Annotated in this window: 16 protein-coding genes and 3 pseudogenes; 8 read left to right on the top strand and 11 right to left on the bottom strand. The window is 71.6% G+C overall.

Features of this window, described 5'->3' with window-relative positions:
* Positions 1–66: 66 nt before the first annotated feature.
* From ACQP0U_RS17230 to ACQP0U_RS17245, 4 genes are read right to left on the bottom strand one after another with little or no spacing between them, the layout of a single operon-like run.
* A complete protein-coding gene (locus ACQP0U_RS17230) occupies positions 67–885 on the bottom strand; it encodes a class I SAM-dependent methyltransferase (protein ID WP_433308230.1) in 819 nt (272 codons plus the stop codon).
* Positions 882–1,928 (bottom strand): glycosyltransferase family 4 protein, encoded by a 1,047-nt coding sequence (locus ACQP0U_RS17235; RefSeq protein WP_433308232.1) that lies wholly within the window; start codon positions 1,926–1,928, stop codon positions 882–884. Before ACQP0U_RS17235 ends, ACQP0U_RS17230 begins: the two co-directional genes overlap by 4 nt.
* On the bottom strand, positions 1,925–2,323 hold the full coding sequence (locus ACQP0U_RS17240; RefSeq protein WP_112590267.1) for a 6-pyruvoyl trahydropterin synthase family protein: 399 nt from the start codon (positions 2,321–2,323) through the stop codon (positions 1,925–1,927). Before ACQP0U_RS17240 ends, ACQP0U_RS17235 begins: the two co-directional genes overlap by 4 nt.
* 2 nt (positions 2,324–2,325) lie before the next feature.
* Positions 2,326–3,309, bottom strand: coding sequence for a dehydrogenase (locus tag ACQP0U_RS17245; protein WP_433308234.1), 984 nt, complete (start codon positions 3,307–3,309; stop codon positions 2,326–2,328).
* A 202-nt stretch (positions 3,310–3,511) separates the two neighbouring features.
* On the opposite strand from ACQP0U_RS17245, the pseudogene ACQP0U_RS17250 reads away from it, so the two are divergent.
* Both ACQP0U_RS17250 and ACQP0U_RS17255 read left to right on the top strand, forming a co-directional pair.
* Positions 3,512–4,888 (top strand): annotated as a pseudogene (locus tag ACQP0U_RS17250) (choice-of-anchor A family protein); the annotation flags it as partial.
* A gap of 153 nt (positions 4,889–5,041) precedes the next feature.
* Positions 5,042–8,362, top strand: coding sequence for a DUF7507 domain-containing protein (locus tag ACQP0U_RS17255; protein ID WP_433320921.1), 3,321 nt, complete (start codon positions 5,042–5,044; stop codon positions 8,360–8,362).
* A gap of 99 nt (positions 8,363–8,461) precedes the next feature.
* On the opposite strand, the gene ACQP0U_RS17260 is transcribed toward ACQP0U_RS17255, so the two are convergent.
* The 3 genes from ACQP0U_RS17260 to ACQP0U_RS17270 form a co-directional block, all read right to left on the bottom strand.
* The gene (locus tag ACQP0U_RS17260) at positions 8,462–8,776 is read right to left on the bottom strand and encodes a hypothetical protein (protein WP_433308236.1); all 315 of its coding nucleotides are present in this window, start codon (positions 8,774–8,776) and stop codon (positions 8,462–8,464) included.
* A gap of 389 nt (positions 8,777–9,165) precedes the next feature.
* Positions 9,166–10,377 (bottom strand): helix-turn-helix domain-containing protein, encoded by a 1,212-nt coding sequence (locus tag ACQP0U_RS17265; RefSeq protein ID WP_433308238.1) that lies wholly within the window; start codon positions 10,375–10,377, stop codon positions 9,166–9,168.
* A gap of 129 nt (positions 10,378–10,506) precedes the next feature.
* A complete protein-coding gene (locus tag ACQP0U_RS17270; protein ID WP_433308240.1) occupies positions 10,507–11,094 on the bottom strand; it encodes a helix-turn-helix domain-containing protein in 588 nt (195 codons plus the stop codon).
* Between the two features lie 76 nt (positions 11,095–11,170).
* On the opposite strand from ACQP0U_RS17270, the pseudogene ACQP0U_RS17275 reads away from it, so the two are divergent.
* From ACQP0U_RS17275 to ACQP0U_RS17285, 3 genes and pseudogenes are all read left to right on the top strand, one after another.
* Positions 11,171–12,115 (top strand): annotated as a pseudogene (locus tag ACQP0U_RS17275) (NAD(P)/FAD-dependent oxidoreductase); the annotation flags it as partial.
* 87 nt (positions 12,116–12,202) lie between these two features.
* Positions 12,203–12,745, top strand: a pseudogene (locus tag ACQP0U_RS17280) (SAM-dependent methyltransferase); the annotation flags it as partial.
* 270 nt (positions 12,746–13,015) lie between these two features.
* A complete protein-coding gene (locus tag ACQP0U_RS17285) occupies positions 13,016–14,701 on the top strand; it encodes a hypothetical protein (RefSeq protein WP_433308242.1) in 1,686 nt (561 codons plus the stop codon).
* A gap of 85 nt (positions 14,702–14,786) precedes the next feature.
* On the opposite strand, the gene ACQP0U_RS17290 is transcribed toward ACQP0U_RS17285, so the two are convergent.
* Positions 14,787–15,260 (bottom strand): hypothetical protein, encoded by a 474-nt coding sequence (locus ACQP0U_RS17290; RefSeq protein WP_433308244.1) that lies wholly within the window; start codon positions 15,258–15,260, stop codon positions 14,787–14,789.
* 239 nt (positions 15,261–15,499) lie between these two features.
* Here ACQP0U_RS17290 and ACQP0U_RS17295 point away from each other — a divergent pair, with 239 nt between their 5' ends.
* Entirely contained in the window at positions 15,500–16,894 is a 1,395-nt protein-coding gene (locus ACQP0U_RS17295) for a dihydrolipoyl dehydrogenase family protein (RefSeq protein WP_433308246.1), read from the top strand.
* Between the two features lie 26 nt (positions 16,895–16,920).
* Here ACQP0U_RS17295 and ACQP0U_RS17300 read toward each other — a convergent pair whose 3' ends face one another.
* The 3 genes from ACQP0U_RS17300 to ACQP0U_RS17310 are packed head-to-tail and all read right to left on the bottom strand — an operon-like array spanning position 16,921 to position 19,547.
* A complete protein-coding gene (locus tag ACQP0U_RS17300; protein ID WP_433308247.1) occupies positions 16,921–17,688 on the bottom strand; it encodes a nucleotidyltransferase domain-containing protein in 768 nt (255 codons plus the stop codon).
* A 36-nt stretch (positions 17,689–17,724) separates the two neighbouring features.
* Positions 17,725–19,065 (bottom strand): hypothetical protein, encoded by a 1,341-nt coding sequence (locus ACQP0U_RS17305; protein ID WP_433308249.1) that lies wholly within the window; start codon positions 19,063–19,065, stop codon positions 17,725–17,727.
* 5 nt (positions 19,066–19,070) lie between these two features.
* A complete protein-coding gene (locus ACQP0U_RS17310) occupies positions 19,071–19,547 on the bottom strand; it encodes a hypothetical protein (protein WP_433308250.1) in 477 nt (158 codons plus the stop codon).
* Positions 19,548–19,650: 103 nt separating this feature from the next.
* On the opposite strand from ACQP0U_RS17310, the gene ACQP0U_RS17315 reads away from it, so the two are divergent.
* Both ACQP0U_RS17315 and ACQP0U_RS17320 read left to right on the top strand, forming a co-directional pair.
* Positions 19,651–20,502, top strand: coding sequence for a copper resistance CopC family protein (locus tag ACQP0U_RS17315; RefSeq protein WP_433308252.1), 852 nt, complete (start codon positions 19,651–19,653; stop codon positions 20,500–20,502).
* Between the two features lie 248 nt (positions 20,503–20,750).
* On the top strand, positions 20,751–23,156 hold the full coding sequence (locus ACQP0U_RS17320) for an RICIN domain-containing protein (RefSeq protein WP_433308254.1): 2,406 nt from the start codon (positions 20,751–20,753) through the stop codon (positions 23,154–23,156).
* The last annotated feature ends 69 nt before the right edge of the window (positions 23,157–23,225 follow it).

Raw genomic sequence — 23,225 nt, forward strand, 5'->3', positions numbered from 1 at the left:
CGGCGCCGGCCCTCCCCTTGAAGATCGTCCACTTGCCCTAGTGCACGTACCCAGGGCGTGAACGGTTCATCCACCGGCGAGGAGGTCACTGTGTTCGACAACCACGGTGAGTCGGCCGGCTGCCGCGTCGGCCAGCCGACGGCGGGCGTACGCCTGGGCGGGGCCGGCCAGGTCGGGGCGCTGCTCGCAGGCCGCCCCGAGCCAGCCCCGGAACCACTCGGCGGCCAGGTCGGCCTGCTCCGGGCCGAGACGCCACGGGCTGGGCCGTTCCCGCACGTCGACGCCGTGCCGGGCGAACGCGGCGGCGGTGGCGGCGGCGGCATCCGGGCCGAGTAGCCGCCGACCGTCGACGGTGCGCCGCTGGTGGTCGTTGAACGCGGCTTCGACCGCCTCGTCCAGCGGGTCGGCCGGGGTGAACCGGACCCGCCCGGTCACCGAGATGGCGAACAGGGCGGGCCGGCCGACGCAGGCGGCCACCACTCGCTCGATCTCCTCGGCGCTGAGCATGTCCAGCAGCGCGGAGGCGGTGACCAGGGAGCCGTCGGCGAGGTCGGCGGCGGTCAGCCGGGTGAGGTCACCGCAGCGGGTGTGCACGGTGACCGGGGCGCCGTCGGCGGCGGTCACCCCGGTCATGCCCTCGGCGGCCCGGGCCAGCAGGTCGGCGTCCCGGTCGTGCAGCACCCAGTGCTGTGCTCCGGGCAGCCGGGCCGCCAGCCAGCGGCTCATCGAGCCGGTGCCGCTGCCCAGGTCGTGGATCACCGTCGGGCCGTCCCCGGTCAACCGGGCTCGGACAGCGTCCAGCAGGTCCTCGGCGCGGGCCGCCGCGTCGGCCGGCTCACGCAACCGCAGCCAGTCGGCGAACGGCAGGGTCTCCTCGACGGTCATTCCGCCACCTCCTTCAGCACGCCGGCCAGCAGCGCGGTGGTCACCGGCCAGTCGGTCAGGGTGTCGCGCCGGGCGAGAGCGGCACGCCGCAGCCGGGCGCGCAGCGCGTCGTCGTCCAGCCAGCGGATCAGCGCGGCGGCCAGCGTCGCCGGGTCGCCGGGCGGGACCAGCAGTCCGGGTCGGTCGCCGCCGGGCGCGTGGCCGAGTGCCTCCGGCAGCCCGCCCACCTCGGTGGTCACCACCGGCAGGCCGCGGGCCAGCGCCTCGGTGACGACCATCCCGTAAGTCTCGCCTCTGGACGGCAGCACCAGCAGGTCGGCGGCGGCGTACGCGTCGTCCAACGCCGCCCCGGTCAGCGGGCCGACCAGCCGCACCCGCTCGCTGAGGCCGGCTCCGGTCAACCTGTCGCGCAACCGGTGCACGAGGTCCGGTTCCCGGGCCAGCGTGCCCGCGCAGACCATCGTCCAGGACCGCCCGGCCAGCGTGGCTAACGCGTCGACAAGCACGTCGTACCCCTTGTGGTGGGTGACCGCCGCGACGCAGAGCAACCGGTCGCCGGCGGCCGAGCCGGCGGCTGGCGGCGCGGGCCGCACCCCGGGCGGCGCGGCAGTGACCCGGTCGGCGAGCGTCGGGTGACGGGCCAGCAGGGCGCGGCGGGTCCATTCGCTGGTGGTGACGACGGCCCGGGCGGTGGCCAGCGCGCGGGCCTCCGGCTCGTCGTCGAGCGGCATGTGCACCAGGACCACCAGGCGCAGCCGGCTGGCGTGCGGGGCGAGCAGGTCCGGCACGGTCGAGGCGATCAGGCCGTCGATCAGCACCACGGCGTCGTCGGGCGCGGCGGCGAGCACCCCGCCCAACGTCGCCCGGTCGGCCGGTTCGGGGTGCGGCCACGCGCCGGGCACCGGATGCTCGTGGACCGACCAGCCGTGCTCGGCCAGCCCCGCGCAGATCCGCCGGTCGTAGGAGTTGCCGCCGCTGGGCGTCGTCGGGTCGTCGATGTCACCGGGCAGGACGACGTGCACCGCCCGGCCCGCATCGGTCACAGCGACCGCTCGTAGCTCGCCCAGGCGATGTGCGACTCGTGCAGGGTGACAGTGATGCCGGTCAGGTCGCGCGCCCCCGCGCCCAGCTCACCGGCGTGCACCCGCTCGACGAGTCGGTCCGCGACGGTACGGGCCAGCACCTCCGTGGTGGTGTTCACCCCGGCGAAGGCCGCCTCGTCGTCGAGGTTGCGGTAGGTCAGCTCGCTCAGCACGGCCCGCAGTTGCTCGGTGGCCAGGCCGATGTCCACCACGATCCCGTCGGCATCCAGGTCGGGCCTGCGGAACGTCGCGTCCACCACGAACGTCGCGCCGTGCAGGCGTTGGGCGGGACCGAACACCTCGCCTCGGAAACTGTGGGCAATCATCATGTGGTCCCGAACGGTCACGCTGAACACTGTCACTCCCCGTCGTCGTAGGTGATGAGGTGGCAGAGGGCGGGCAGGTCACCCGAGCTGAGTCTGGCGAGCACGTCGGGCAGCTCCGTGAACCGGGACGCGCCGGTGATCAACGCGTCGAAGGCCGGGTCGTCGAGCAGGTCCAGGGCGAGTGCCAGGCGGTCGGTGTAACTGCGCCGTCCCCGCCGGGCGGGCGCCACCATGCCGACCTGACTGCTGCGTACGGTGAGTCGGCCGGAGTGGAACGACCCGCCCAGCGACACCTGCACCGGGCGGTCGCCGTACCAGCTCAGCTCGATGACCGTGCCCTCCGGCGCGAGCAGGTCCAGCGACTGTTGCAGGCCGGCGGCGGTGGCGCTGGCGTGCACGACCAGGTCCCGGTCACCGCGGGCGTCGGCCGGGCTGGCGAAGTCGACGCCGAGCGCCCCGGCCACGCCGGCCCGGCGCGCGTCGGTGTCGACCAACTCGACCTCCACCCCGGGGAACCGGGCGACCAGCGCCGCGACGCAGCAGCCCACCATGCCCGCGCCGATCACTGTGACCCGGTCACCGAGCAGCGGCGCCGCGTCCCACAGCGCGTTGACGGCGGTCTCCACCGTGCCGGCGAGCACCGCTCGGGCGGCCGGCACCCCCTCCGGCACCGGCACCACGGCGCTCACCGGCACGACGTACGCGCTCTGGTGCGGGTGCAGGCAGAAGACCGTCCGTCCGAGCAGCTCCGGCGGGCCCTGCTCGACCACGCCGACGCTGAGGTAGCCGTACTTCACCGGGCCGGGGAAGTCGCCCTCCTGAAACGGGGCGCGCATCGCGGCGTACTGGTCGGTGGGCACCCGGCCGGCGAAGACAAGCGTCTCGGTGCCCCGGCTGACCCCTGAGTAACTGGCTCGGACCAGCACCTCGTCGGGGCCCGGGGCGGTCAGCGACACCGGCCGGATCTCGGCCGCTCCGGGTTCACGCACCCAGCAGGCGTACGCCTCGCGGTTCACCGTCGCGCACCTCACCTCTGCTCCGGGCCAAACCGATCGGCCATGTCGGGGTCCCCCGGTCGGGGTTGTCGATCATAAACACGGAGGTACGGCGCGCACAGTTCGAAGCCCACCCGGCCTGATCTCTATTCGGACAAACCCGACATGTTGTGTTTTTTGTCCCGATAGGCTCCCCTGGCACATTCGAACCAACGGGGGCGTGATGAGGATTTCGTGGTGGGGTAGCCGCAGTTCACGGGCGACGGCGCTGGCCGCCGTCGCGGGCGTGCTGGCGATCAACGGTCTGCTGGTGCCGGCACCCGCCGCGCCCACCCAGATCAACCCGGTACTGGCCGCCGTCGACGAGGCCATCGGGCCGGTCGACCCGGTCGCCGAGGCGCTGAGCTTCGGCGTGATGACCGAGGGCGACGCCACTGTGAACAACGACGAGAACGAGGGAACGCTCGCCGTCGGCGGTGATCTCACCTTCGGCAACTACCAGCTGGCCGGGGCAACCGCCGGATCGTTCGTAGTGCCCGGCGACGCCAACCCCAGCGCCCTGGTCGTGGGTGGGCGGGTGAACTTCGCCGGCAGCGTCGGCGGCACCCGCCTCCAGGTGCTCTCCAACGGCTACGCCAAGGTCGGCAACCTGACCGGCGCCTTCGTCCGCAACACCGACAACAACGGTGCACAGGTCAACACGCGGATCCTGCCGACGAACGACTACGACGCCTCACCCCGGGTGGAGCTGGTCACCCGGCAGCCGGTCCCCAGCGTCGGGCCGACCTCGCCGATCAACTTCGCCGGTGCGTTCGCGGCCTTCCGGGACACCACCGCCGGCCTGGCCACCTGCGACAACACGGTGGTGCTGCGGACGCCGAACGGTGACGTGCTGCCCCGACCGATCCCGCCGGGCAGCAACGCCGTCGTCACGTTGACGCCGGGCGTGACGAACGTGCTCAACCTGAGCGCCGCCGACCTGGCCAACATCCAGATCCTGACCTTCGCGAGCCAGCCGACCGCCGACACCCCGCTGCTGGTCAACGTGGACACCAGCGGCGTGGGCAACACGTTCGCCTGGACCGCCCCGAACTTCGCCGGGATCGGCGGGCCGCAGGCGCGCTACATCCTGTTCAACTTCCCGACCGCCACCGCGCTCACCCTCACCCCGAACGCGGCCACCGTCGAGGGCACCATCTACGCCCCCAACGCCAGCCTCACCGACCTCTCCTCCAGCAACACCGAGGGCAGCGTCATCACCCGTAGGCTGGACCACCGTGGCGGCGAGATCCACTACTTCCCGTTCAGCACCACGCTCGCCTGTGAGGGCGCCACCCCGGCCGACATCGCCCTGATCAAGTCGTCGACCACCACGCTGATCAACACCGTCGGTCAGCAGGTGCCGTACTCGTTCCACGTGGTCAACACCGGCGGCGTCCCACTGACCAACATCTCCGTCACCGACGTGCAGACCCCGCCGTCGTCGAACGCCAACCTCGGCCCGATCACCTGCGCCGCCACCACCCTCGCGCCAGGGGCGCAGACCGCCTGCACTGCCACCTACACCGTCACGCAGGCCGACCTCGACAACAACGGGGTCACCAACGTCGCCACCGCGCAGGGCAGCCCACCCACCGGTCCACCTGTCGTCTCCGACCCGAACAGCCTGACCATTCCGGCGCAGGGGCTCACCGCCGCCGTCACTGTGGTGAAGTCGTCCACCACCGTCTCGATCAACACGGTCGGACAGCAGGTGCCCTACCGGTTCCTGGTGGCCAACACCGGCGGTCTGACCCTGAGCAACGTGGCCGTCACCGACGTGCAGACCCCGCCGTCGTCGAACGCCAACCTCGGCCCGATCACCTGCCCCGTCACCACCCTCGCGCCCGGCGCGAACACCACCTGCACCGCCACCTACACCGTCACCCAGGCCGACCTCGACAACAACGGCGTCACCAACGTCGCCACCGCACAGGGCACCCCGCCCGGCGGCGGTACGCCGGTCACCTCCCCGCCCTCGACGCTGACCATCCCCGAGGCCGGCCTGATCGCGTCGATCGCGATCCTGAAGACCTCGACCACCACGTCGATCACCACTGTCGGGCAGCAGGTGCCGTACCAGTTCCACGTGCTGAACACCGGCGGCTTCACCCTCACCGGCGTGAACGTGACAGACGTGCAGACGCCACCGTCGTCGAACGCCAACCTCGGCCCGATCACCTGCGCCGCCACCACCCTCGCCCCCGGCGCGCAGACCCTGTGCACCGCCACCTACACCGTCACCCAGGCCGACCTGGACAACGACGGCGTCACCAACGTCGCCACCGCGCACGGCACCCCGCCCAGCGGCACACCTGTCGACTCGACGCCCGCGACGCTGACCATTCCGGAGACCGGCCTGGTCGCCTCCATCGCGATCCTGAAGACCTCCACCACCACGTCGATCACCACCGTCGGGCAGCAGGTGCCGTACCAGTTCCACGTCGTCAACACCGGCGGGTTCACCCTCACCGCCGTGAACGTGACAGACGTACAGACGCCACCGTCGTCGAACGTCAACCTCGGCCCGATCACCTGCGCCGCCACCACCCTCGCCCCCGGCGCACAGACCCTGTGCACCGCCACCTACACCGTCACCCAGGCCGACCTGGACTTCGGCTCGGTCCGGGACAGCGCGACCGCGCAGGGCACGCCACCCGGCGGCCGGCCGCCCGTGCAGTCGCCGCCGGCGACGTTGACGATCCCGAGCGACGTGGTCATCCCCGGCATCTCCCTGGTGAAGTCGTCGACCACCACGTCGATCACCTCGGTCGGACAGCAGGTGCCCTACCGGTTCCTGGTCGCCAACACCGGCGGCGTGACGCTCAACGACGTGAACGTCACCGACGTGCAGACACCGCCGTCGTCGAACGCCAACCTCGGCCCGATCACCTGCGCCGCCACCACCCTCGCACCCGGCGCGAACACCACCTGCACCGCCACCTACACCGCCACCCAGGCCGACCTCGACAACGACGAGGTCACCGACGTCGCCACCGCACACGGCACACCGGCCGGCAGTGACAACCCGATCGACTCGGCGCCCTCGACGCTCACCATTCCGGCGGCCGACCTGATTCAGTCGATCTCGCTGCTGAAGTCGTCCACCACCGTCTCGATCAACACAGTCGGGCAGCAGGTGCCCTACCGGTTCCTGGTGGCCAACACCGGCACCGTGACGCTGTCCTCGGTGAACGTGACAGACGTGCAGACACCGCCGTCGTCCAACGCCGACCTCGGCCCGATCACCTGCGCCGCCACCACCCTCGCACCCGGCGCGAACACCACCTGCACCGCCACCTACACCGTCACCCAGGCCGACCTCGACAACAACGGGGTCACCGACGTCGCCACCGCACACGGCACACCGCCCGGCACCGACACACCCATCGACTCACCACCGGCGACGCTCACCATCCCGGACGCCGGAATCGTCGCCGCCATCCAGATCGTGAAGACCTCCACGACGGTGGCGATCAACATGGTCGGACAGCAGGTCCCGTACCGGTTCCACGTGATCAACACCGGTGGGCTCACGCTGACGAACGTCAACGTGACGGACGTGCAGACACCGCCGTCGTCGAACGCCGACCTCGGCCCGATCACCTGCGCCGCCACCACCCTCGCACCCGGCGCGAGCACTACCTGCACCGCGACCTACACGATCACCCAGGCCGACCTGGACAACAGTGGTGTCACCGACGTCGCCACCGCACACGGCACACCGCCGCGCGGGGGTACGCCGGTGAACTCGCCGCCCTCGACGCTGACCATCCCGGAGTCGGGCCTCGTCGCCATCATCGAGGTGATCAAGTCGACGACCACGGTGGCGATCACCGCGCCGGGCCAGCAGGTGCCCTACACCTTCCTGGTCGTCAACAGCGGCGGCTTCACCTTGACCAACGTGACAGTCAACGACACAGTGCTGCCGCCGTCCGAGCGCGGTGTGCTCGGGCCGATCACCTGCGGCCCGCAGGACATTCCGAACGGCGCGGTGACGCTCGCACCGGGCGCATCCATCCAGTGCCGGACGACGTACACGGTGACCGCTGAGGACTTCACCGGCTCGTCGCTGCGCAACGTCGCGACAGCCACCGGTACGCCGCCGTTCGGGCCACCGCCGGTCTCACCACCGTCGCCCGTGGACATCCCGATCCCGCACCCGGCGATCGCCATCACCAAGTCGGTGACGCCCACCGTGGTGTCCGCGGCCGGTGACGTGGTCACCTACCGGTTCGTGGTGAGCAACACCGGAACCACCTCGCTCAGCGCGGTGACAGTCGACGAGACCGACTTCTCCGGCACCGGGACACCGGGGGCGATCACCTGCGGCACCCCGCCGGTCGCCAACGGCACTGTCACCCTGGCCGCCGGGGCGAGCACCACCTGCACGTCCACCTACGCGGTCACCGCCGCGGACATCGAGGCCGGTCGGATCACCAACACGGCCGTCGCGGCCGGTACGCCACCGACCATCCCCGGCCAGGACCCGCCCGCGCCGGTACGCTCCGCGCCGGCCTCGGCCGAGGTCACCGCCACCCGGGGCGCGGCGATCACAGTGGTGAAGTCGAGCAGCACCGACAAGATCGTCCGACCGGGGCAGCACGTGCCGTTCCAGTTCGTTGTCACCAACACCGGCCAGGTGCCGCTGACCAGCGTGACGATCACCGACGCGCTGACCGCGCCGGCCTCGGCGGCCAACCTCGGCCCGATCACCTGCGGTCCGGAACGGACCCCGAACGGTGCCGTGACCCTCGCGGCCGGCGCCGCCGTGACCTGCGCGGCGACGTACACGGTCAGCAAGGCCGACTACCACCACGGGTCGCTGCGCAACACCGCGACGGCGACCGGCACCCCGCCGGACGGCCCAGCGCCCGTCGCACCCGAGTCCACCATCACCATCCCGGTGAAGGGCAAGCTCCCGGTGACCGGTACGTCGTTCCCGGCCGGGCTGTGGATGGGTGCCGGCGTGCTGGCGGTGCTCCTCGGTGCGGCACTGCTGCTGGTCGTCCGGCAGCGCAGGCTCCGCGCCTAGCGCGGGCATGATCGCGAGGGTCGGACCGGAGGGGAACCGGTCCGGCCCTCGCGGCACGCCACCACCACGGCACGGCAGGCGTTCCGCTCCAACGCGAGATCAACGAACTGGCCCGGCACCTTCATGTGAAGAGCGTTGATCGTGGTGACTGCTTGGACGACGGCCAGTGACCTCCTCGGTCTGCGACGGTTCAACCGCCCTGGTCCATCCAACGAACCGGCAATGTAGCACGCCGGCCGGTGTCCAGGGCATGTCCTCGATTGCCTGGACGAGGTAGGACCCGAGGTAGAGGGCCAGCGACACGGGAGCATCCGCGTACTCCGCGCGCAGCTCGCGCTTCCGGGTCAGGCACGGCCAGGGCAGGCCGCAGCCACCGCAGCTCCAGATCGGCATGACCGGGCCGTGGACGGTCACCGCACCCCCGCCAGGAAACGAGCGGTGATCGCCCTCTGCTGCCCGCTACTCACTGCTCACCTTCCTGCGGCCAGTGGCCACGACTGATCGGAATCCGGTGCCGGACACGGCATGGCAGGTCAGCTCCGCAGCGGCAGGTATACCGCCAGAGCCGCCACGACCACACCGGCCGATGCCTGCGGGCGAGAGTCAACGCGGTGGCCGAGAGGTATTCGTCATACGAGACGCGGCGCACGGACCCTCCCTCGTTCGGGCACGAGGACGGCTTCCTGCCCTCAAAGCTGAGGGGGACGCGGCGACCAGGCGACACCCGCACCGCCCGCCGCGCCCCGTGAGCAAGAAGCTACGGTGGGTCGCGGAGCGTAATGGGTAAGTTTCCTACCCCTGGATCACGCGAGCAGCCCGACCTTGATTGCGAGGTCACGGGCGTCGTCACGAGTGGAACGCGGGCCGTCGAGCAGGTCCAGGGTGATCTGGCGGGCGTAACCGTTGAAGCGGATCGTCTCCGGGGCCGACTCGTACGCCTGCCGGAGGGTCAGCACGGCCGTTTCCTTGTCGTCCTTGCCGTAGTGCGCCCGCGCGACCTCGATGAGATGGCGTGCCCGGCGCGGCCTCGACGGGATCGCCGCGGAGTCATGACGGCGTGCCTGCCGCACCGCCTCACCGGACTTCTGCAACTCCACCGCCACGGTCACCGCGTGAGCGCCCATGACGACCTGCGAAAACGACGTCTGCGGCTGATAGAAGCCCTGGGGCAGGCGCTGCGCCACCCGGTCCGCGCGGTCCCAGTACCGCCAGGCTCGACCTTCCTCGCCTGCACGGGCGGCGGTGTAGGCAGCCTCGAAGTTCAGTGCACCCCAGAGCGCCAACAGGTTCGTGTTCCCGTCGGCCGTACGCGACTCCAGCGCCGACAACAGGTCCAGGGTCACCGCCATAGCGGTGTCCCAGTCACCGGCATCGCGATGCACCTGGCACAGGAACCATCCCGCGCATGCCACCGCTTCCGGGTCGCCAGACTCCTGCGCCGCGACCATCGCCCGGTCGGCGACCCGCCACAGCAACTCTGCGGCAGGTTGGTAGGCGAGGAACATCTGCGCCAGGCCGAACGTCTCCGCCAGCAGGGCCTGCGCCTGCCGACGCTCGTCACCCTCGTACGCCAACGCGGCGCGCTGCACGTCGCGCAGCAGCCCCGGCAACAACCCGCCCAGCACGGTGCGGTGATCGGACGCCTGATGGCGTGCCCGCCATGCCATCGCAAGCCGTTCCCTCAGGCTCGTCAACGCCTCCGGGGAAGCCTCGTCGGACATTGCGAAGCGGTTCACGGCATCCCGGACGGACGCCAGCGCCGGATGCTCCGGCCCGTTGACCACAGCAGACCGGGGCCCCAACTCCCCGGCCAAGACAGACACCTCGACCTTGAGAGCACGCGCGATGCGATCCAGCATGTGAATGCGCGGCGGGAGGATGAGATCGGTCTCCACTGCCTTGACCCACTCGGCGCTGCGCCCCACCAACCCCCCGAGCACCGCCCGGGTCTTCCCCGACCGCTCCCGGTAGACCTTCAACCGCTGCCCAAAAGTCAACTCCGGCAAGGAATCCATCCCGGACCTCCTCGTAGCGCGGAATACCTCGTCGGCTCCCAGGCCGCCGTGCCACCCAACGCTACCGGCCTGCCTGCCGCCTTCGAACCCCTCACACGCCGCGCGCCGCCTTCCACCCCGACGCCCAGGTCACTCGGGCTTGGCGGGGCGGGCGCGCACGTGCAGCCGCTCCCCCTGCGGCCCGAAGAGACTGAGGGCTTCGGCGGTGCCGGGGCCGGGGTTGAAGAAGAGGTGCGGGACGCGGGTGTCGAACTCGGCCACCTCCCCCGGGGCCAGCGTCAGATCACGGTCGCCGAGCAGTAGGCGTAGCCGGCCGGAGAGCACGTAAATCCACTCGTACCCCTCGTGGACCTGCGGGGTTCGGCCCCCAGCGGACGGGTCCGGCGGGAAGATCTGCTTGAACGCCTGGACACCGCCCGGTCGGCGAGTCAGCGGCAGGTGCGTCACGCCATGGATGACTATCGGTTTGGGGCGTACCCGGGGGTCGCCGGTGGCGGGGGCGTCGACCAGTTCGTCGAGCGCCACCTGGTAGGCCCTCGCCAGCGGGAGGAGCAGCTCCAGGGTGGGCCGACGGCTACCGGACTCCAGCCGGGACAGCGTGCTCACCGAGATGCCGGTCAGGTCGGCGAGCTGGGTAAGGGTGGTCCCGCGTTGGTGACGCAGGGCACGTAGCCGGGGGCCGACGGCCGCCAGCGCGGCACTGTCCTCGTTTGCCATAACGGCAAGGATAGTTGCCGCTCTGCCGGCGGCGACGGATGGTGGGCGCAGGCGACAGAGTAAGAGGGAGACAGCGGTGGACGAGACATACGACGTGGTGGTGGTGGGAGGCGGCGCGGCAGGGCTCAGCGGAGCCCTGGCGCTGAGCCGGGCCCGCCGGTCGGTGCTGGTGATCGACTCCGGTGAGCCGCGCAACGCGCCGGCCGACCGGGTGCACAACTACCTGGGCCGGGAGGGGACGCCGCCGGGCGAGCTGCTCGCGGTCGGGCGGGCCGAGGTGGCCGGGTACGGCGGGCAGTTCCGCACCGGACGGGTGGAGGCCGCGACCCGGGACGACGACGGGTTCCGGCTGAGCCTCGACGGCGGGGGGTCGGTGCGTGCCCGTCGGCTGCTGGTGACCACCGGGCTGACCGACGAGCTGCCCGACGTGCCCGGCCTGGCCGAGCGGTGGGGTCGCGACGTGCTGCACTGCCCGTACTGCCACGGCTGGGAGGTGCGGGACCGTCGGATCGGCATCCTGGCGGCCAGCCCGCTGAGCGTGCACCAGGCCGAGATGTGGCGACAGTGGAGCCCCAGCGTGCTGCTCCTGCTGCACGACGCCCCGGCGCCGGACGCGGAGACCGCCGAGCGGCTCGCCGCCCGGAGCATCGCGGTGGTGCCCGGCCCGGTCGCCGCGGTGGAGGTGACCGACGACGCGCTGAGCGGCGTACGGCTCGCTGACGGCCGGGTGGTCGCGCTCGACGCGATAGTGGTGGCGACGCGGCTGACCCCTCGCGCCGATGTGCTGGTGGGGCTGGGTCTGGCCCCGGAGGAGGTGATGATGGGTGAGCACGTCATCGGTGCCCAGATCCCGACCGACGCCACCGGCGCGACCACCGTCGCGGGTGTCTGGGTGGCGGGCAACGTGGCCGACATCCGGGGTCAGGTGATCACGTCCGCCGGGGCCGGCCTGAACGCCGCGGCGGCCATCAACGCCGATCTCATCGCCGAGGAGACCCGCGACGCGGTGGCCGCGTACCGGCAGTTGGTGGCCACGACGTTCGAGGAGCCGGCGTGGGAGGAGCGCTACCAGTCCCGCCCCTCGGTGTGGAGCGGCCGGCCGAACCCGCAGTTGGTCGCCGAGGTCACCGACCTGGCCCCGGGGCGCGCGCTGGACGTGGGCAGCGGCGAGGGCGCCGACGCGGTGTGGTTGGCCGAGCGCGGCTGGCAGGTGACGGCAGTGGACATCTCCAGCACGGCGCTGGGCCGGGCCGCCGCGCACGCCGAGACCGCCGGCGTGGGCGACCGGATCGAGTTCACCCACGCCGACCTGCGGGACAAGCCGCCCACCGAGGAGGCGTACGACCTGGTGTCCGCGCAGTTCATGCACCTGCCTCCGGAGCAGCGGCGGGAGTTGTTCGGCAGGCTGGCCGCGGCGGTGGCACCGGGCGGTGTCCTGCTGATCGTCGGCCACCACCCGTCGGATCTGTGGGGGTCGGCGCACCGCATGCACATGCCGGACATGATGTACACCGCGCAGGATGTGGCCGCCGATCTGGACCCGGCCCACTGGGAGGTGCTGGCGGCGGAGGAACGCTCCCGCCCCGCCACCAACCCCGACGGCGAGGACATCACCCTCCACGACGCGGTCCTGGTCGCCCGCCGCCGCTGACCTCGCGCCGACCACTTCGCCCCGCGTCCCCCACGTTGACCTGCGTCGATCATGGAGTTGTGCCGTGCGACAAAGGTGGTGGAGCACCACCTTTCCGGCACCACGAGTCCACTATCGGCGCGGTAACGGGGGAACGCGGGGCGACAACGTGAGAGGTGGTGGGGCAGGACTTCGCATGAGGTCCGCTCGGCGGTAGCGTTGCGCCACACTGACGGCCCGTGGGGCAGGCGACCGCCGACCCTGACGCCCCGATCGTACGGAGGATGGTGCATGTCCATCGGCGCTGAGCCGCACGCAGCACGCGACGATGCGGCCTCCCGGCCGAGCTTCGAGCTCACCCTGCGCGGATACGACAAACGCCAGGTGGACCGGCACCTGGAGCAGCTCGACGGTCAGATCGCGATGCTGAGCGGGGAGCACGGGCGCTCCGCTGTCCGCGTCCGTGAGCTGACCGCCGAGGTGCAGCGACTCCGTGCCGAACTGGCCGAGCTTCAGGAGCAACCTGTGCAGGTGGACCGCGCCTCGTTCCACGATCTGGGCCCGATGGTCGGCGAAATCATGGCCCTCGCCGAAAAGCAGGCCGGGATGATCACCGAATCGGCCACCGACCGCGCGAACGAGCTGCGCAGTGAGTCCGAGCGGATCCTCGCCGACACCCGCGAGCGGGCCGCGCAGGCACGTCAGGACCTGGCCGAGGAGTTGGCCTCCCGGCGTGCCGAGCAGGAGCAGGCGCACGAGGAACGGCGCACGCTGGCCGAGGCCGAGTTGACAGCGATCCGCGAGCACGCCGAGCAGTTGCGGGCCGACGGTGAGGCCGCGCACGAGCGCGCCCAGCACGAGGCCAAGCGGATCACCGAGCAGAGCGCGCAGCAGCTCAACCAGACCCGGGTAGCCGCCGACGCGCTGATGAAGTCTGCCCGTACCCAGATCCAGCAGGAACTCCAGTCGGCCCGCTCCAAGAACCAGCAGGAGATGGCCCAGTGGCAGGCCAACGTGGAGCGCGAGGTCAACGAACGGCGCACCGCCGCCGAGCAGGACATCGCCGAACAGCAGGCCGCCGCTGAACAGGAACTGGCCGAGCAGCGCAGCGCGACCGAGCAGCAGATCGCCGCACTGCTGGCCGAGGCGCAGCAGCACGTGACCGAGCTGCGCAACCGCGCCGACGAGCAGGCCGCCAGCCAGCAACAGCAGATCGCCGCCCTGCAACAGGAGCTTGAGGAGCGCCGGCAGGAGGCCACTGAGCTGAACGCCGAGCTGGACACGGGCCGCCAGCAGCTCGCCGAGATCCGCCAGGAGGGCGAGACGCTGGAGAACGAGCTGTCCCGGATGCAACAGCGGCTCAATGAGGTCCGCCGGGACCTGACCGCCGAAAGCGCCCGTCTGGAGGAGGCACGCCGGGCCGGGGACTCCGCCGAACGGCACGCCAAGGATGTTCGCGCCCGCGTACAACGGGAGGCGAAGCGGGTGGCCGACCTCGCCGCCGCCGCGGTCATGGCCGCGGCAGCCGGCGGTACGGAGACCGCCGAGTACCCGATGGTGGGTTCCCGCTCCAACGCCGACCGGCCCACCCCCGAGCGGCCGGTCGTCGAGCGGCTCACCGTCGACCGCGTCGGCGTCGACCGGCACTCCCCCTCCCCGGAGCGGCCCAACCTGGACGATGCGGACGCCGATCGCGCCACGCCCGACCGTGCCCCGTTCGACCCCGCACCTGTCGACCGCACCCCGGTCGACAGTGGCCCTGCCGACCGGGCCCCGGCCGAGCAGGTCAACGGCGAGCACGGTGGCGCGCCGGCGGTGGCGGACGAGTCGGCGCCCGACCGTACGGCAGCCCGGGAGGTGAGCGCCGACGACGCCGAGCCGACCTTCCCCCGGCACATCGGCACCGACGCCCCGACGCCCGTACCGTTCCTGGCCTTCGGGCAGCCGGTCAGCGAGAACGGCGCCGCCCGGCACTGACCTCAGCAGCGGTTGGATCCAGGCCCGCAGCGAACCCGCACGGGCCCGGACCGACCGCCCGGTCGTCGTTCAAAGACTCAGCCGCTCAAGAGGGAGGCTGGGCTGACCGGGCGAGGTACCTCTGCAGCTCGGCGACCTCGTCGTCGGTGAGGACGGGGGCGAAGTCGAGGTGTTCGCTGGGGTAGATGGCTGTGCCGGAGCCGGCCACCGTGACGAACCAGGCGCCCTCGTGGTCGAACCAGTGCGCCTGGCCGGCTACACCGAGGTCGACGGAGTCGTCCGGATCGGCGGATTCGCCTGCCGAGACGATCCGCACCCACTGCCCGTCGCGCCCGTACGGCGGCTGAGGGATCACCACGTCCAGGTAATCCCCGGCGATCTGTTCCGTCGTCACCCCGAACAGGCGAGCGGCACCCTCGCGGGCCATCCTGCCCACCTCTCTCATGCTGCGGGTGGTGCCGACCAGCACCTCCCCTTCAGGTCCGTCGACCAGCACTGCGTACGAGCGATCCGGCTCATGGCGGACCCGAGCACGGAACTGCAGCGGACTGTCAGCCATCCATCAATGATCCCTCACTAGGTTCGCCCCCGCCCGCGCCGATCTTGCAGTTTCGGTCGCCGAGATGCGCGGAATGCCCTCTCGGTCGGGACAGTAAGTGCAAGATCGCGGAATGCGGGCGGTCCGGGCGGATTCTGCGCCGAAGCGGGTCGACGGGCTCGTTTGAGCTGGCAGGCTGGGCTGACCGCCGCGCACCAGCGGTGGCCGCCGGCCTGGCCGGTGACCGAGAGGAGCGCCCGGTGGCCGACCAGCCCGAGGAGTTTGACCTGCTCGTCGTCGGTGGCGGCAAGGCCGGGAAGACGTTGAGCATGGACGTCGCCCGCTCCGGGCAGCGGGTCGCCATGGTCGAGCGCGGCATGATCGGCGGCAGCTGCATCAACGTCGCGTGCATCCCGACGAAGGCGCTGGTGACCAGTGCGCGGGCCGCCCGCCAGCTACGGGACGCGTCGGCGCTCGGCCTGGCGGTGGAAGGTGCCCGGGTCGACGTGGACCTGTTGCGCGCGCACAAGCAGGACGTGGTCGAGGGGATGGTTGCCGCCAACCGACAGCAGTTCCTCGACTCCGGCCTGCACCTGGTGATCGGCGAGGCCCGGTTCGTCGGCCCACGGACCGTACGGGTGGCACTCGCCGACGGCGGCGAGCGGCTGCTGCGCGGCACCGACGTGGTGATCAACACGGGCACCCGTCCCCATCTGCCGTCGGTGCCCGGGATGGCCGAGGCCGGGGTGCTCACCAGCGACGAGTTGCTGCGCCTGGATCGGCTGCCAGCCCGGCTGGTGGTGCTCGGCGGCGGCACCGTCGGGGTGGAGTTCGCGCAGATGTTCGCGTCGTTCGGCAGCGCGGTGACGCTGGTCGAGGGCGGCCCACGGCTGCTCACCCGGGAGGATCCCGACGTGAGCGACGCGGTGATGCGCGTCTTCCTCGACGATGGCATCGACGTACGCGTGGGTGTCGCGGTTTCGCGGGTCGACCGCGACGCCGACGGCTCGCTCCGGGTGACGCTTGACGACGGCGGCTCGGTGATCGGGGACGACGTGCTGGTGGCTGCCGGCCGGGAACCGGTCACCGACGGGCTCGCCCTGGACGTGGCAGGCGTACGCCTCAGCGAGCGGGGCTTCGTGGCGGTCGACGAGCACCTGCGGACCAGCGCCGAGCGCACCTGGGCGGCCGGGGACGTCGCGGGCAGCCCGCAGTTCACCCACGTCTCGCTGGACGACTACCGGATCATCCGGGCGAACCTCGCGGGAGGCCGGCGCAGCACCGCCGACCGGCTGATCCCGTACACCGTCTTCACCACCCCGGAGCTGGCGCGAGTGGGGCTGACCGAGACCGAGGCGCGCCGCGCCGGGTACGACGTCCAGGTCGCCCACCTGCCGGTCGCCGCCATTCCCCGGGCACGCACCCTGCGCCAGACCCAGGGCATGTGGAAGGCGGTCATCGACACCAGCACCGACCGGATCCTCGGTGCGGCGCTGCTCGGCGCCGAGGCCGGCGAGGTGATCACCTCGGTGCAGCTGGCCATGCTCGCCGGGATGCCGTGGACCGCCCTGCGGGACGCGGTCATCACCCACCCGACCATGACCGAGGGCCTCAACCTGCTCTTCGCCTCGCTGGAGTCCCGCCCGGTCCGCTGAGCGCCGCAGGTCCACCCAGTCGACGGCTATCCGGCGATCTCGTCGCGTACCCGTTGTTGGAAGGCTCGGGCCTGCGCACCGGTGGGCGGTGGCCCGCCGTGCCGCGCGGCGACCGCCTGACGGATCACCTCGGCCGGGTCGCCGGCGTCGATCAGCCGCTGACCGGCGGCCACCTTCGCGAGCCAGACGCCGTCGCGGTGGCGTACCAGCGACCGGCAGGCGCCGAGGACGGCGTCCTCGGTGCCGGGTGCGGGCTGGTCGGCCGGCGGTGTGGGCAGGGCCAGCCACCACGACAGCGCCTCGATGAGCAGCCGGCGCAGGTCGGCCGGGGCGAGGTCGGCGAAGGCCTCCCCGGCCGGTGGTCCGAGCAGCGCGAGTCCACTCTGGTGCAGGATGCTGCGGTCGAGGCCGTACCAGAATCGGCCGTCGGCGGCCGGGCGGTCGGCGGGGTCGAGGGTACTGCGGAACGGCATGCCGGCCCCGGTGTTCAGTTCGACCTCGAAGCCGGGCTGCGGGGTGCCGGAGGCGGCCACCGCCCGGTCGTAGACGACCAGTTCCAGCCCGCGCGCCGGGCAGGGCAGGGCCTCGTGTCGCAACCGGGCGACCAACGTCTGCTTGGCGGCCTCGGTGAGCGGCCCGGCGCTGAGCAGCGCCACGTCCACGTCGCTGCGGCCGGCCTGGTACGCCCCGAGCCCCACCGAGCCGGCCGCGTACGCGCCGACCAGGTCGGTTCCGAGCACGTCGCAGGCGGTGGTGACCAGGTCATCGAGGTACCGCTGAAGATCGGAGTCCACGCGCCATCATGACGCACGGGTCGGAGCCGGGCGGGACTACCCCGCGTAGAGCAGCAGCAGACCGGCGACGGTGTAGGCGACCATCAGTGCCAGCAGGGGTAGTTGGCCGGCCACCGCCCGGGCCCGGGGGAACAGGTACAGGGCGCGGTCGTGGGCGAGCAGTGTGCCGAGCAGGTGCCCGAGGATGATGACGGTGATCTGCAGGGTGGCCACCCCGGAGGGTGTGACCAGCCCGGTGTGCGGCTCCCAGTCGACGGTGCCGAGCCAGTTGGCACCGGTGCCCAGGGGGTCGGAGAGCAACGCGATGGTGCGCTGGCCCTCCAGGATCAGCAGCGAGTAGTAGTGCGCCACCACGTACCCCACCGCGATCGGCACGATGGAGTGGGCGATCTCGCCCGGCACCCCACGGGCGTCGGCCGCGTCGGCGCGACCGATGCGCGCCGCGGCGCCGGTGGCGGCGAGGTACGCCACCGCGACGGCGGCGATGACGAGGCTCAGACCGGCGCTGCCGGTGACCGCCGGGTGCAGGCCATTCTCCTGGCTGAAGCGCAACCAGGCCGGTGCGTTGGAGAGGCTGTCGTACATGGTGGAGCCGAGCAGCACGATCACCACGGCGACCAGCCCGGGGCGGGGTCGCAGGCCGGCGATCCCGTCGAGCGGGTTGCGCCAGACCAGGACGGCGTCCGCGGCCCGGCCGAGCGGGGCGAGCTGACCGATCAGGGTGCTGTACGCCTCGAACGGGTCGGCGTGGTCGAACCAGCCGGCGCCGAACAACGCCGCGCCGACGAGCATGACGAGCGCGTACGCGGCCAGCCAGGCGGTGATGACCGGCAGGGTGGCCCGGTCGGGTGCGACGAGTTCCAGCCAGACGAACCCGAACACTGTGACGGCAGCCGGCCACCACCCGACGCCGTCGGGCAGCTCGCGGAGCCCACGGTTCGGGTCGCGCCGCGCCGCCAGCGCCGCGAGCAGGTGCACCGTACGCAGCGGGTTGACCGCCCGCCAGACCGGGCCGAGCAGCAGCGACAGCGGTGCCAGCCCGACCCAGAGCAGCACGTAGAGCGCACCGGCGGTCGGGTTGTCCGCGGTGTCCGGCCCACCCAGCAGACCGAGGCAGAACCAGGCGGCGGCGAGCAGGCCGAGCCCGCGCAGCGCCCACCGGAACGCGGGCGCGTCGACGAGTCGGGCGAGCCAGGTCGGCACCGGGCGGCCGCCGGTGGCGTCCCGGTCGAGCCGGGGTTCGCGCCAGAGCAGGCCCAGCGCCACGAACGTGACGACGAGGGTCAGCGCGGCGGCGACGACCACCTGCGGCAGCGTGATCGGCAGGTCCTGGCGGCCACCGACGCCGTGTGCCAGCAGCGTGGGAGCGGCCGTCATGCCGCTCAGCGGACGACGAGCTGGAAGAGCACCAGCTCGGACTCGTGTGTCTCCACCTCGAAGAGCCCGGTCTTGTCGGCCCGGAACTCCACCGAGCCGGGCGTGCCGGCCGGCAGCCGAGCGCCGAGGTCGTAGCCGTGCACGTGCAACTCGTCGGCCACGTCGGAGGTGACAGTGATCCGGACCAGCTGGCCCTTACTCACGGTGATCCGTCCGGTCGGCGGATCGACCCGCTTCTTCGCGATCGTCACGGTGATCTGTTGGTCCACCGCGGGGGTGCTGGCGGAGGCGCTGGGCGTGCTGGTGGCCGTCGACGTGGGCGCGGCGGGGGTGCCGCTCGACGGCGCGGCGGACGTCGGCGTCGTCGAGGGGGTGGCCACCGAGGGGTCGTCGTCCTGCCCGCAACCGGCGAGGAGCAGGGCGGCGAGGGCAGCAGCGGCGAGGGTGGCGGAGGTGCGGGCGGCGGGGGTACGGACGAACACGGGCGGACTCCGAACGACGCGAGGGGGGCGGGTGTCGGGTTGATCGTCGGGGAGGAGAACTCTACGTCTTGTTCGGTGCCGGGGAAATGACCATGATGAACGGATGCGATCGAAGCTGGTCACTGTGCGTAAGGTCCTGAGTCGTGCCGTGGCGGCGCTGGCGGCGACCCTGGTGGTGACTCTGCTGCTGCCGGTCGCCCCGGCGTCCGCGCACGGCCAGTTGGCGACCTCCACTCCGCTGAAGGGCACCGTCGTACGCGAGCCGCTGCCGCAGTTGGCGTTGTACTTCACCGAGAAGCCGGCCTCCAACGCGCACTTCACCATCAGCGGGCCGGACGGGTCGCGAGTGGACAATGGTTGGTCCTACGGCGAGCCGAAGCGACTGGACAAGCCGGTCACCGAGTACTTCATGGTCAACGGCGTCTTCGAGCCACGGCTCTACCACACCGGCTTCCCGGCCATGGTGACCGTCGCGCACTGGCCGGCGAAGGGCCGCTACACCGCCAGCTACCTCTCCGTCGCCTCCGACGGTGAGGCGGTGCGGGGCGAGGTGACCTTCGACTACCAGGGGCCGGGGACGGCGGCACCGGCCGGCTGGTCGGCCCCCACGGCGGGACCGGATCCGGCGCTCGTCGCCCAGGCCGAGGGCAAGGGCGAGGGTTCGACCAGCCCCGGGGCCACCGGCAGTCCGGACGCCCCTACCGGCGCCGTGGCGGACGACCCGGCCGACGCCACGCAGGAGCAGCGCGGCGGCGGGTTCCCGGCCTGGTTGGTGCCGGCCCTGATCGTCGTCGTGGTCTCGGCGATCGTGCTGGTGGCGGCCCGCCGCCGGCCTGCGGCGCGGGGCGTCGGCACTGCGAGCCGCCGGCCCGCCGGCAAGGGTGGAACCCCGGCCCGCAAGGCCGCCAAGCCGACTCGGAAGACCGGCGGTCCGACGCGGCGTGGAGGGCGGTAGCCGGACTTGTTATCCGGGCATTCTTCGCGCACCGTCTCGAACTTTCGTACGGACATTGGAAACTTTTGATGTATCGAGGCGAAGCCATGGACAGTCCAATCGAAACGCCTTAATGTCTCGACCCATCAACCCGGTGTTTCCGCAATGTCACTCGTCGGCGTCGAGGACGTTACGGAGCCGGGCCGACGGTCACCCCTACCGCTGATCCACGCGGGCCGTCGGACACTCCACTGCCTCCTGGAGGAACGATGGGCACACGCCTGCTACGCCGACTCCACCATCCCGTCCTGGGTGCGCTGGCACTCGTCCTCGCCGCCGGCCTCTGGGCCGTCCCCGCCACCGCCGCCCCCGCGCAGGAACCGGGCGTCACGCTGCGCGTCTTCGACGTGCAGGTGCCGCTGTCCGAGCTGTGCACACTCAAGCCCGCCCAGACTCCGAACGTGGACAAGCTGATGTCCACAATCAACTGGACCTCGGCAGCCGACTTCGGCTTCGAGGACAACTTCGTCTCGCAGGTGCTCGGCAACATCACGACCACCCAGGCCGGCAGCTACACCTTCCGGCTCAGCAGTGACGACGGATCCAAGCTGACGATCGACAACTCCGTGGTGATCAACCACGACGGTCTGCACGGCGCGACCCCGCCCAAGGAGGGCACTGTCACCCTCACCGCCGGCATGCACGCGCTGCGCATCGACCACTTCGAGCGCGGGGGCGGGCAGCAGATCACCCTGGAGTGGAAGACCCCCGGTTCGTCGACCTTCGCGGTCGTACCGAACTCGGCGCTGAGCACCGACGCGGGAGTGGTCCGGGTGACCGCGCCCGGGCGCAAGGAGTGCGAGGGGGTCTCCGACTCCCCCGGCGACGGACTTCCGCTGACCGGTGTGCACCCCGGCTACACACTGACCAACCTGCGGCCCAGCGGCTTCCAGCCGAAGGTCACCGGCATGGACTGGCTGGCCGACGGCCGGCTGGTCATCAGCACCTGGGGCGGCAGCGACCAGTCCGGCACCTCCCAGGACGGCGAGGTCTGGATCCTCGGCAACACCGGCGGATCGACGAGCCCGGGCAACGTGACCACCAAGAAGATCGCCGGCGGCCTCAAGGAACCGATGGGGCTCAAGGTCGTCGACGGGGTGGTCTACGTGACGGAGAAGCAGCGGCTGACCCGGCTGGTGAACACCGGCGGTGACGAGGTGGCCGAGCGGCTGGAGACCGTCGCCACCTGGCCGTACGGCGGCAACTTCCACGAGTTCGCGTTCGGCCTGCTCTACCAGGACGGGTTCTTCTATCTGAACCTGTCGGTGTCGATCAACTCCGGCGGCGCCACCACCAACCCGCAGCCCGCCACCAACCGGGGCACCACCCTCAAAGTCAACAAGGACACCGGCGCGGTCAGCTACGTCGCCGGTGGCCTGCGTACGCCGCACGGCATCGGCTGGGGCCCGGAGGGCGGCATCTTCGTCACCGACAACCAGGGCGGCTGGCTGCCCTCGTCGAAGCTGGTGCACGTCAAGCAGGGCCGGTTCTTCAACCACTACATGAACCCCGCCGGCCCGTTCGACACCGCCGCGGTCACCCCGCCGGTCCTCTGGATGCCGCAGAACGAGATCGCCAACTCGCCCAGCACGCCGATGTACCTGACCAGCGGCCGTTACGCCGGCCAGTTCGTCATCGGCGACGTGACGTACGGCGGCCTGCAGCGGGCGAATGTGGAGAAGGTCAACGGCGAGTACCAGGGCGCCCTGTTCCGGCTCACCCAGGGCCTGGAGGCGGGCGTCTCCGAGGTCAACGTCGGCCCGGACGGCGCGATCTACGTCGGCGGGCTCGGCGCGGGCGGCAACTGGGGCCAGACCGGCAAGCTGTCGTACGGCCTGCAGAAGCTCACCCCGAACACCGCCACCACGTTCGAGATGCTCGCGATGCGCGCCACCACGACCGGCTTCGAGGTGGAGTACACCCAGCCCGTCTCGGCAACGACCGCTGCCGAGCTGGCCGCGCGCTACAAGATCAAGCAGTGGCGGTACGTGGCGACGTCGGCCTACGGCGGGCCAAAGGTCGACGAGGAGACGCTGACCGTCACCTCGGCCACCCTCTCGGCCGACGGGAAGAAGGTCACGCTCACGGTGCCCGGTCGCAAGGCCGGCCGGGTGGTCCACCTGCGCTCGCCGCGCCCGTTCACCTCCACCAGCGGCCAGTCACTGTGGAGCACCGAGGCGTGGTACACGCTGAACTCGATCCCGGGCAGCCCCCCGCCGCCGGTCGGCGGCACCATCACCGGCACCGGCGGCAAGTGCCTGGACGTCGACAACTCCGGCACCGCCGACGGCACGAAGATCCAGCTCTACACCTGCAACGGCACCGCGGCGCAGTCCTGGACGCGGGTCGGCGACACGTACCGGGTGCTCGGCAAGTGCCTGGACGTGGACAACGGTGGCACCGCCAACGGCACGAAGGTCCAGCTCTGGACCTGCAACGGCAGCGGCGCGCAGGTCTGGCAGCCGCAATCGGACGGGTCGATCCGCAATCCGCAGTCCGGCAAGATCCTGGAGGCCGCCGGCGGTAGCACCGCCAACGGCACCCAGATCCAGCTCGGCACGTACGCGGGCGGCGCGCACCAGAAGTGGGTGGTCAGTAGCGGGGTAACCGGCTGACCTCTGACGAAGGGGCGTGGTCTGACCGGCGGGTCAGGCCACGCCCCGACCCGTCCGTTGCGCGAAATA

It is taken from the genome of Micromonospora sp. CA-269861 (genome assembly GCF_050948505.1).
GTDB lineage: Bacteria > Actinomycetota > Actinomycetes > Mycobacteriales > Micromonosporaceae > Micromonospora.

What these genes read in the sequence shown, in the direction of transcription:
- ACQP0U_RS17230 (WP_433308230.1), bottom strand. Translation starts at nt 885, where the DNA reads ATGACCGTCGAGGAGACCCTGCCGTTCGCCGACTGGCTGCGGTTGCGT.
- ACQP0U_RS17265 (WP_433308238.1), bottom strand. Translation starts at nt 10,377, where the DNA reads ATGGATTCCTTGCCGGAGTTGACTTTTGGGCAGCGGTTGAAGGTCTAC.
- ACQP0U_RS17270 (WP_433308240.1), bottom strand. Translation starts at nt 11,094, where the DNA reads ATGGCAAACGAGGACAGTGCCGCGCTGGCGGCCGTCGGCCCCCGGCTA.
- ACQP0U_RS17285 (WP_433308242.1), top strand. Translation starts at nt 13,016, where the DNA reads ATGTCCATCGGCGCTGAGCCGCACGCAGCACGCGACGATGCGGCCTCC.
- ACQP0U_RS17290 (WP_433308244.1), bottom strand. Translation starts at nt 15,260, where the DNA reads ATGGCTGACAGTCCGCTGCAGTTCCGTGCTCGGGTCCGCCATGAGCCG.
- ACQP0U_RS17305 (WP_433308249.1), bottom strand. Translation starts at nt 19,065, where the DNA reads ATGACGGCCGCTCCCACGCTGCTGGCACACGGCGTCGGTGGCCGCCAG.
- ACQP0U_RS17315 (WP_433308252.1), top strand. Translation starts at nt 19,651, where the DNA reads ATGCGATCGAAGCTGGTCACTGTGCGTAAGGTCCTGAGTCGTGCCGTG.
- ACQP0U_RS17320 (WP_433308254.1), top strand. Translation starts at nt 20,751, where the DNA reads ATGGGCACACGCCTGCTACGCCGACTCCACCATCCCGTCCTGGGTGCG.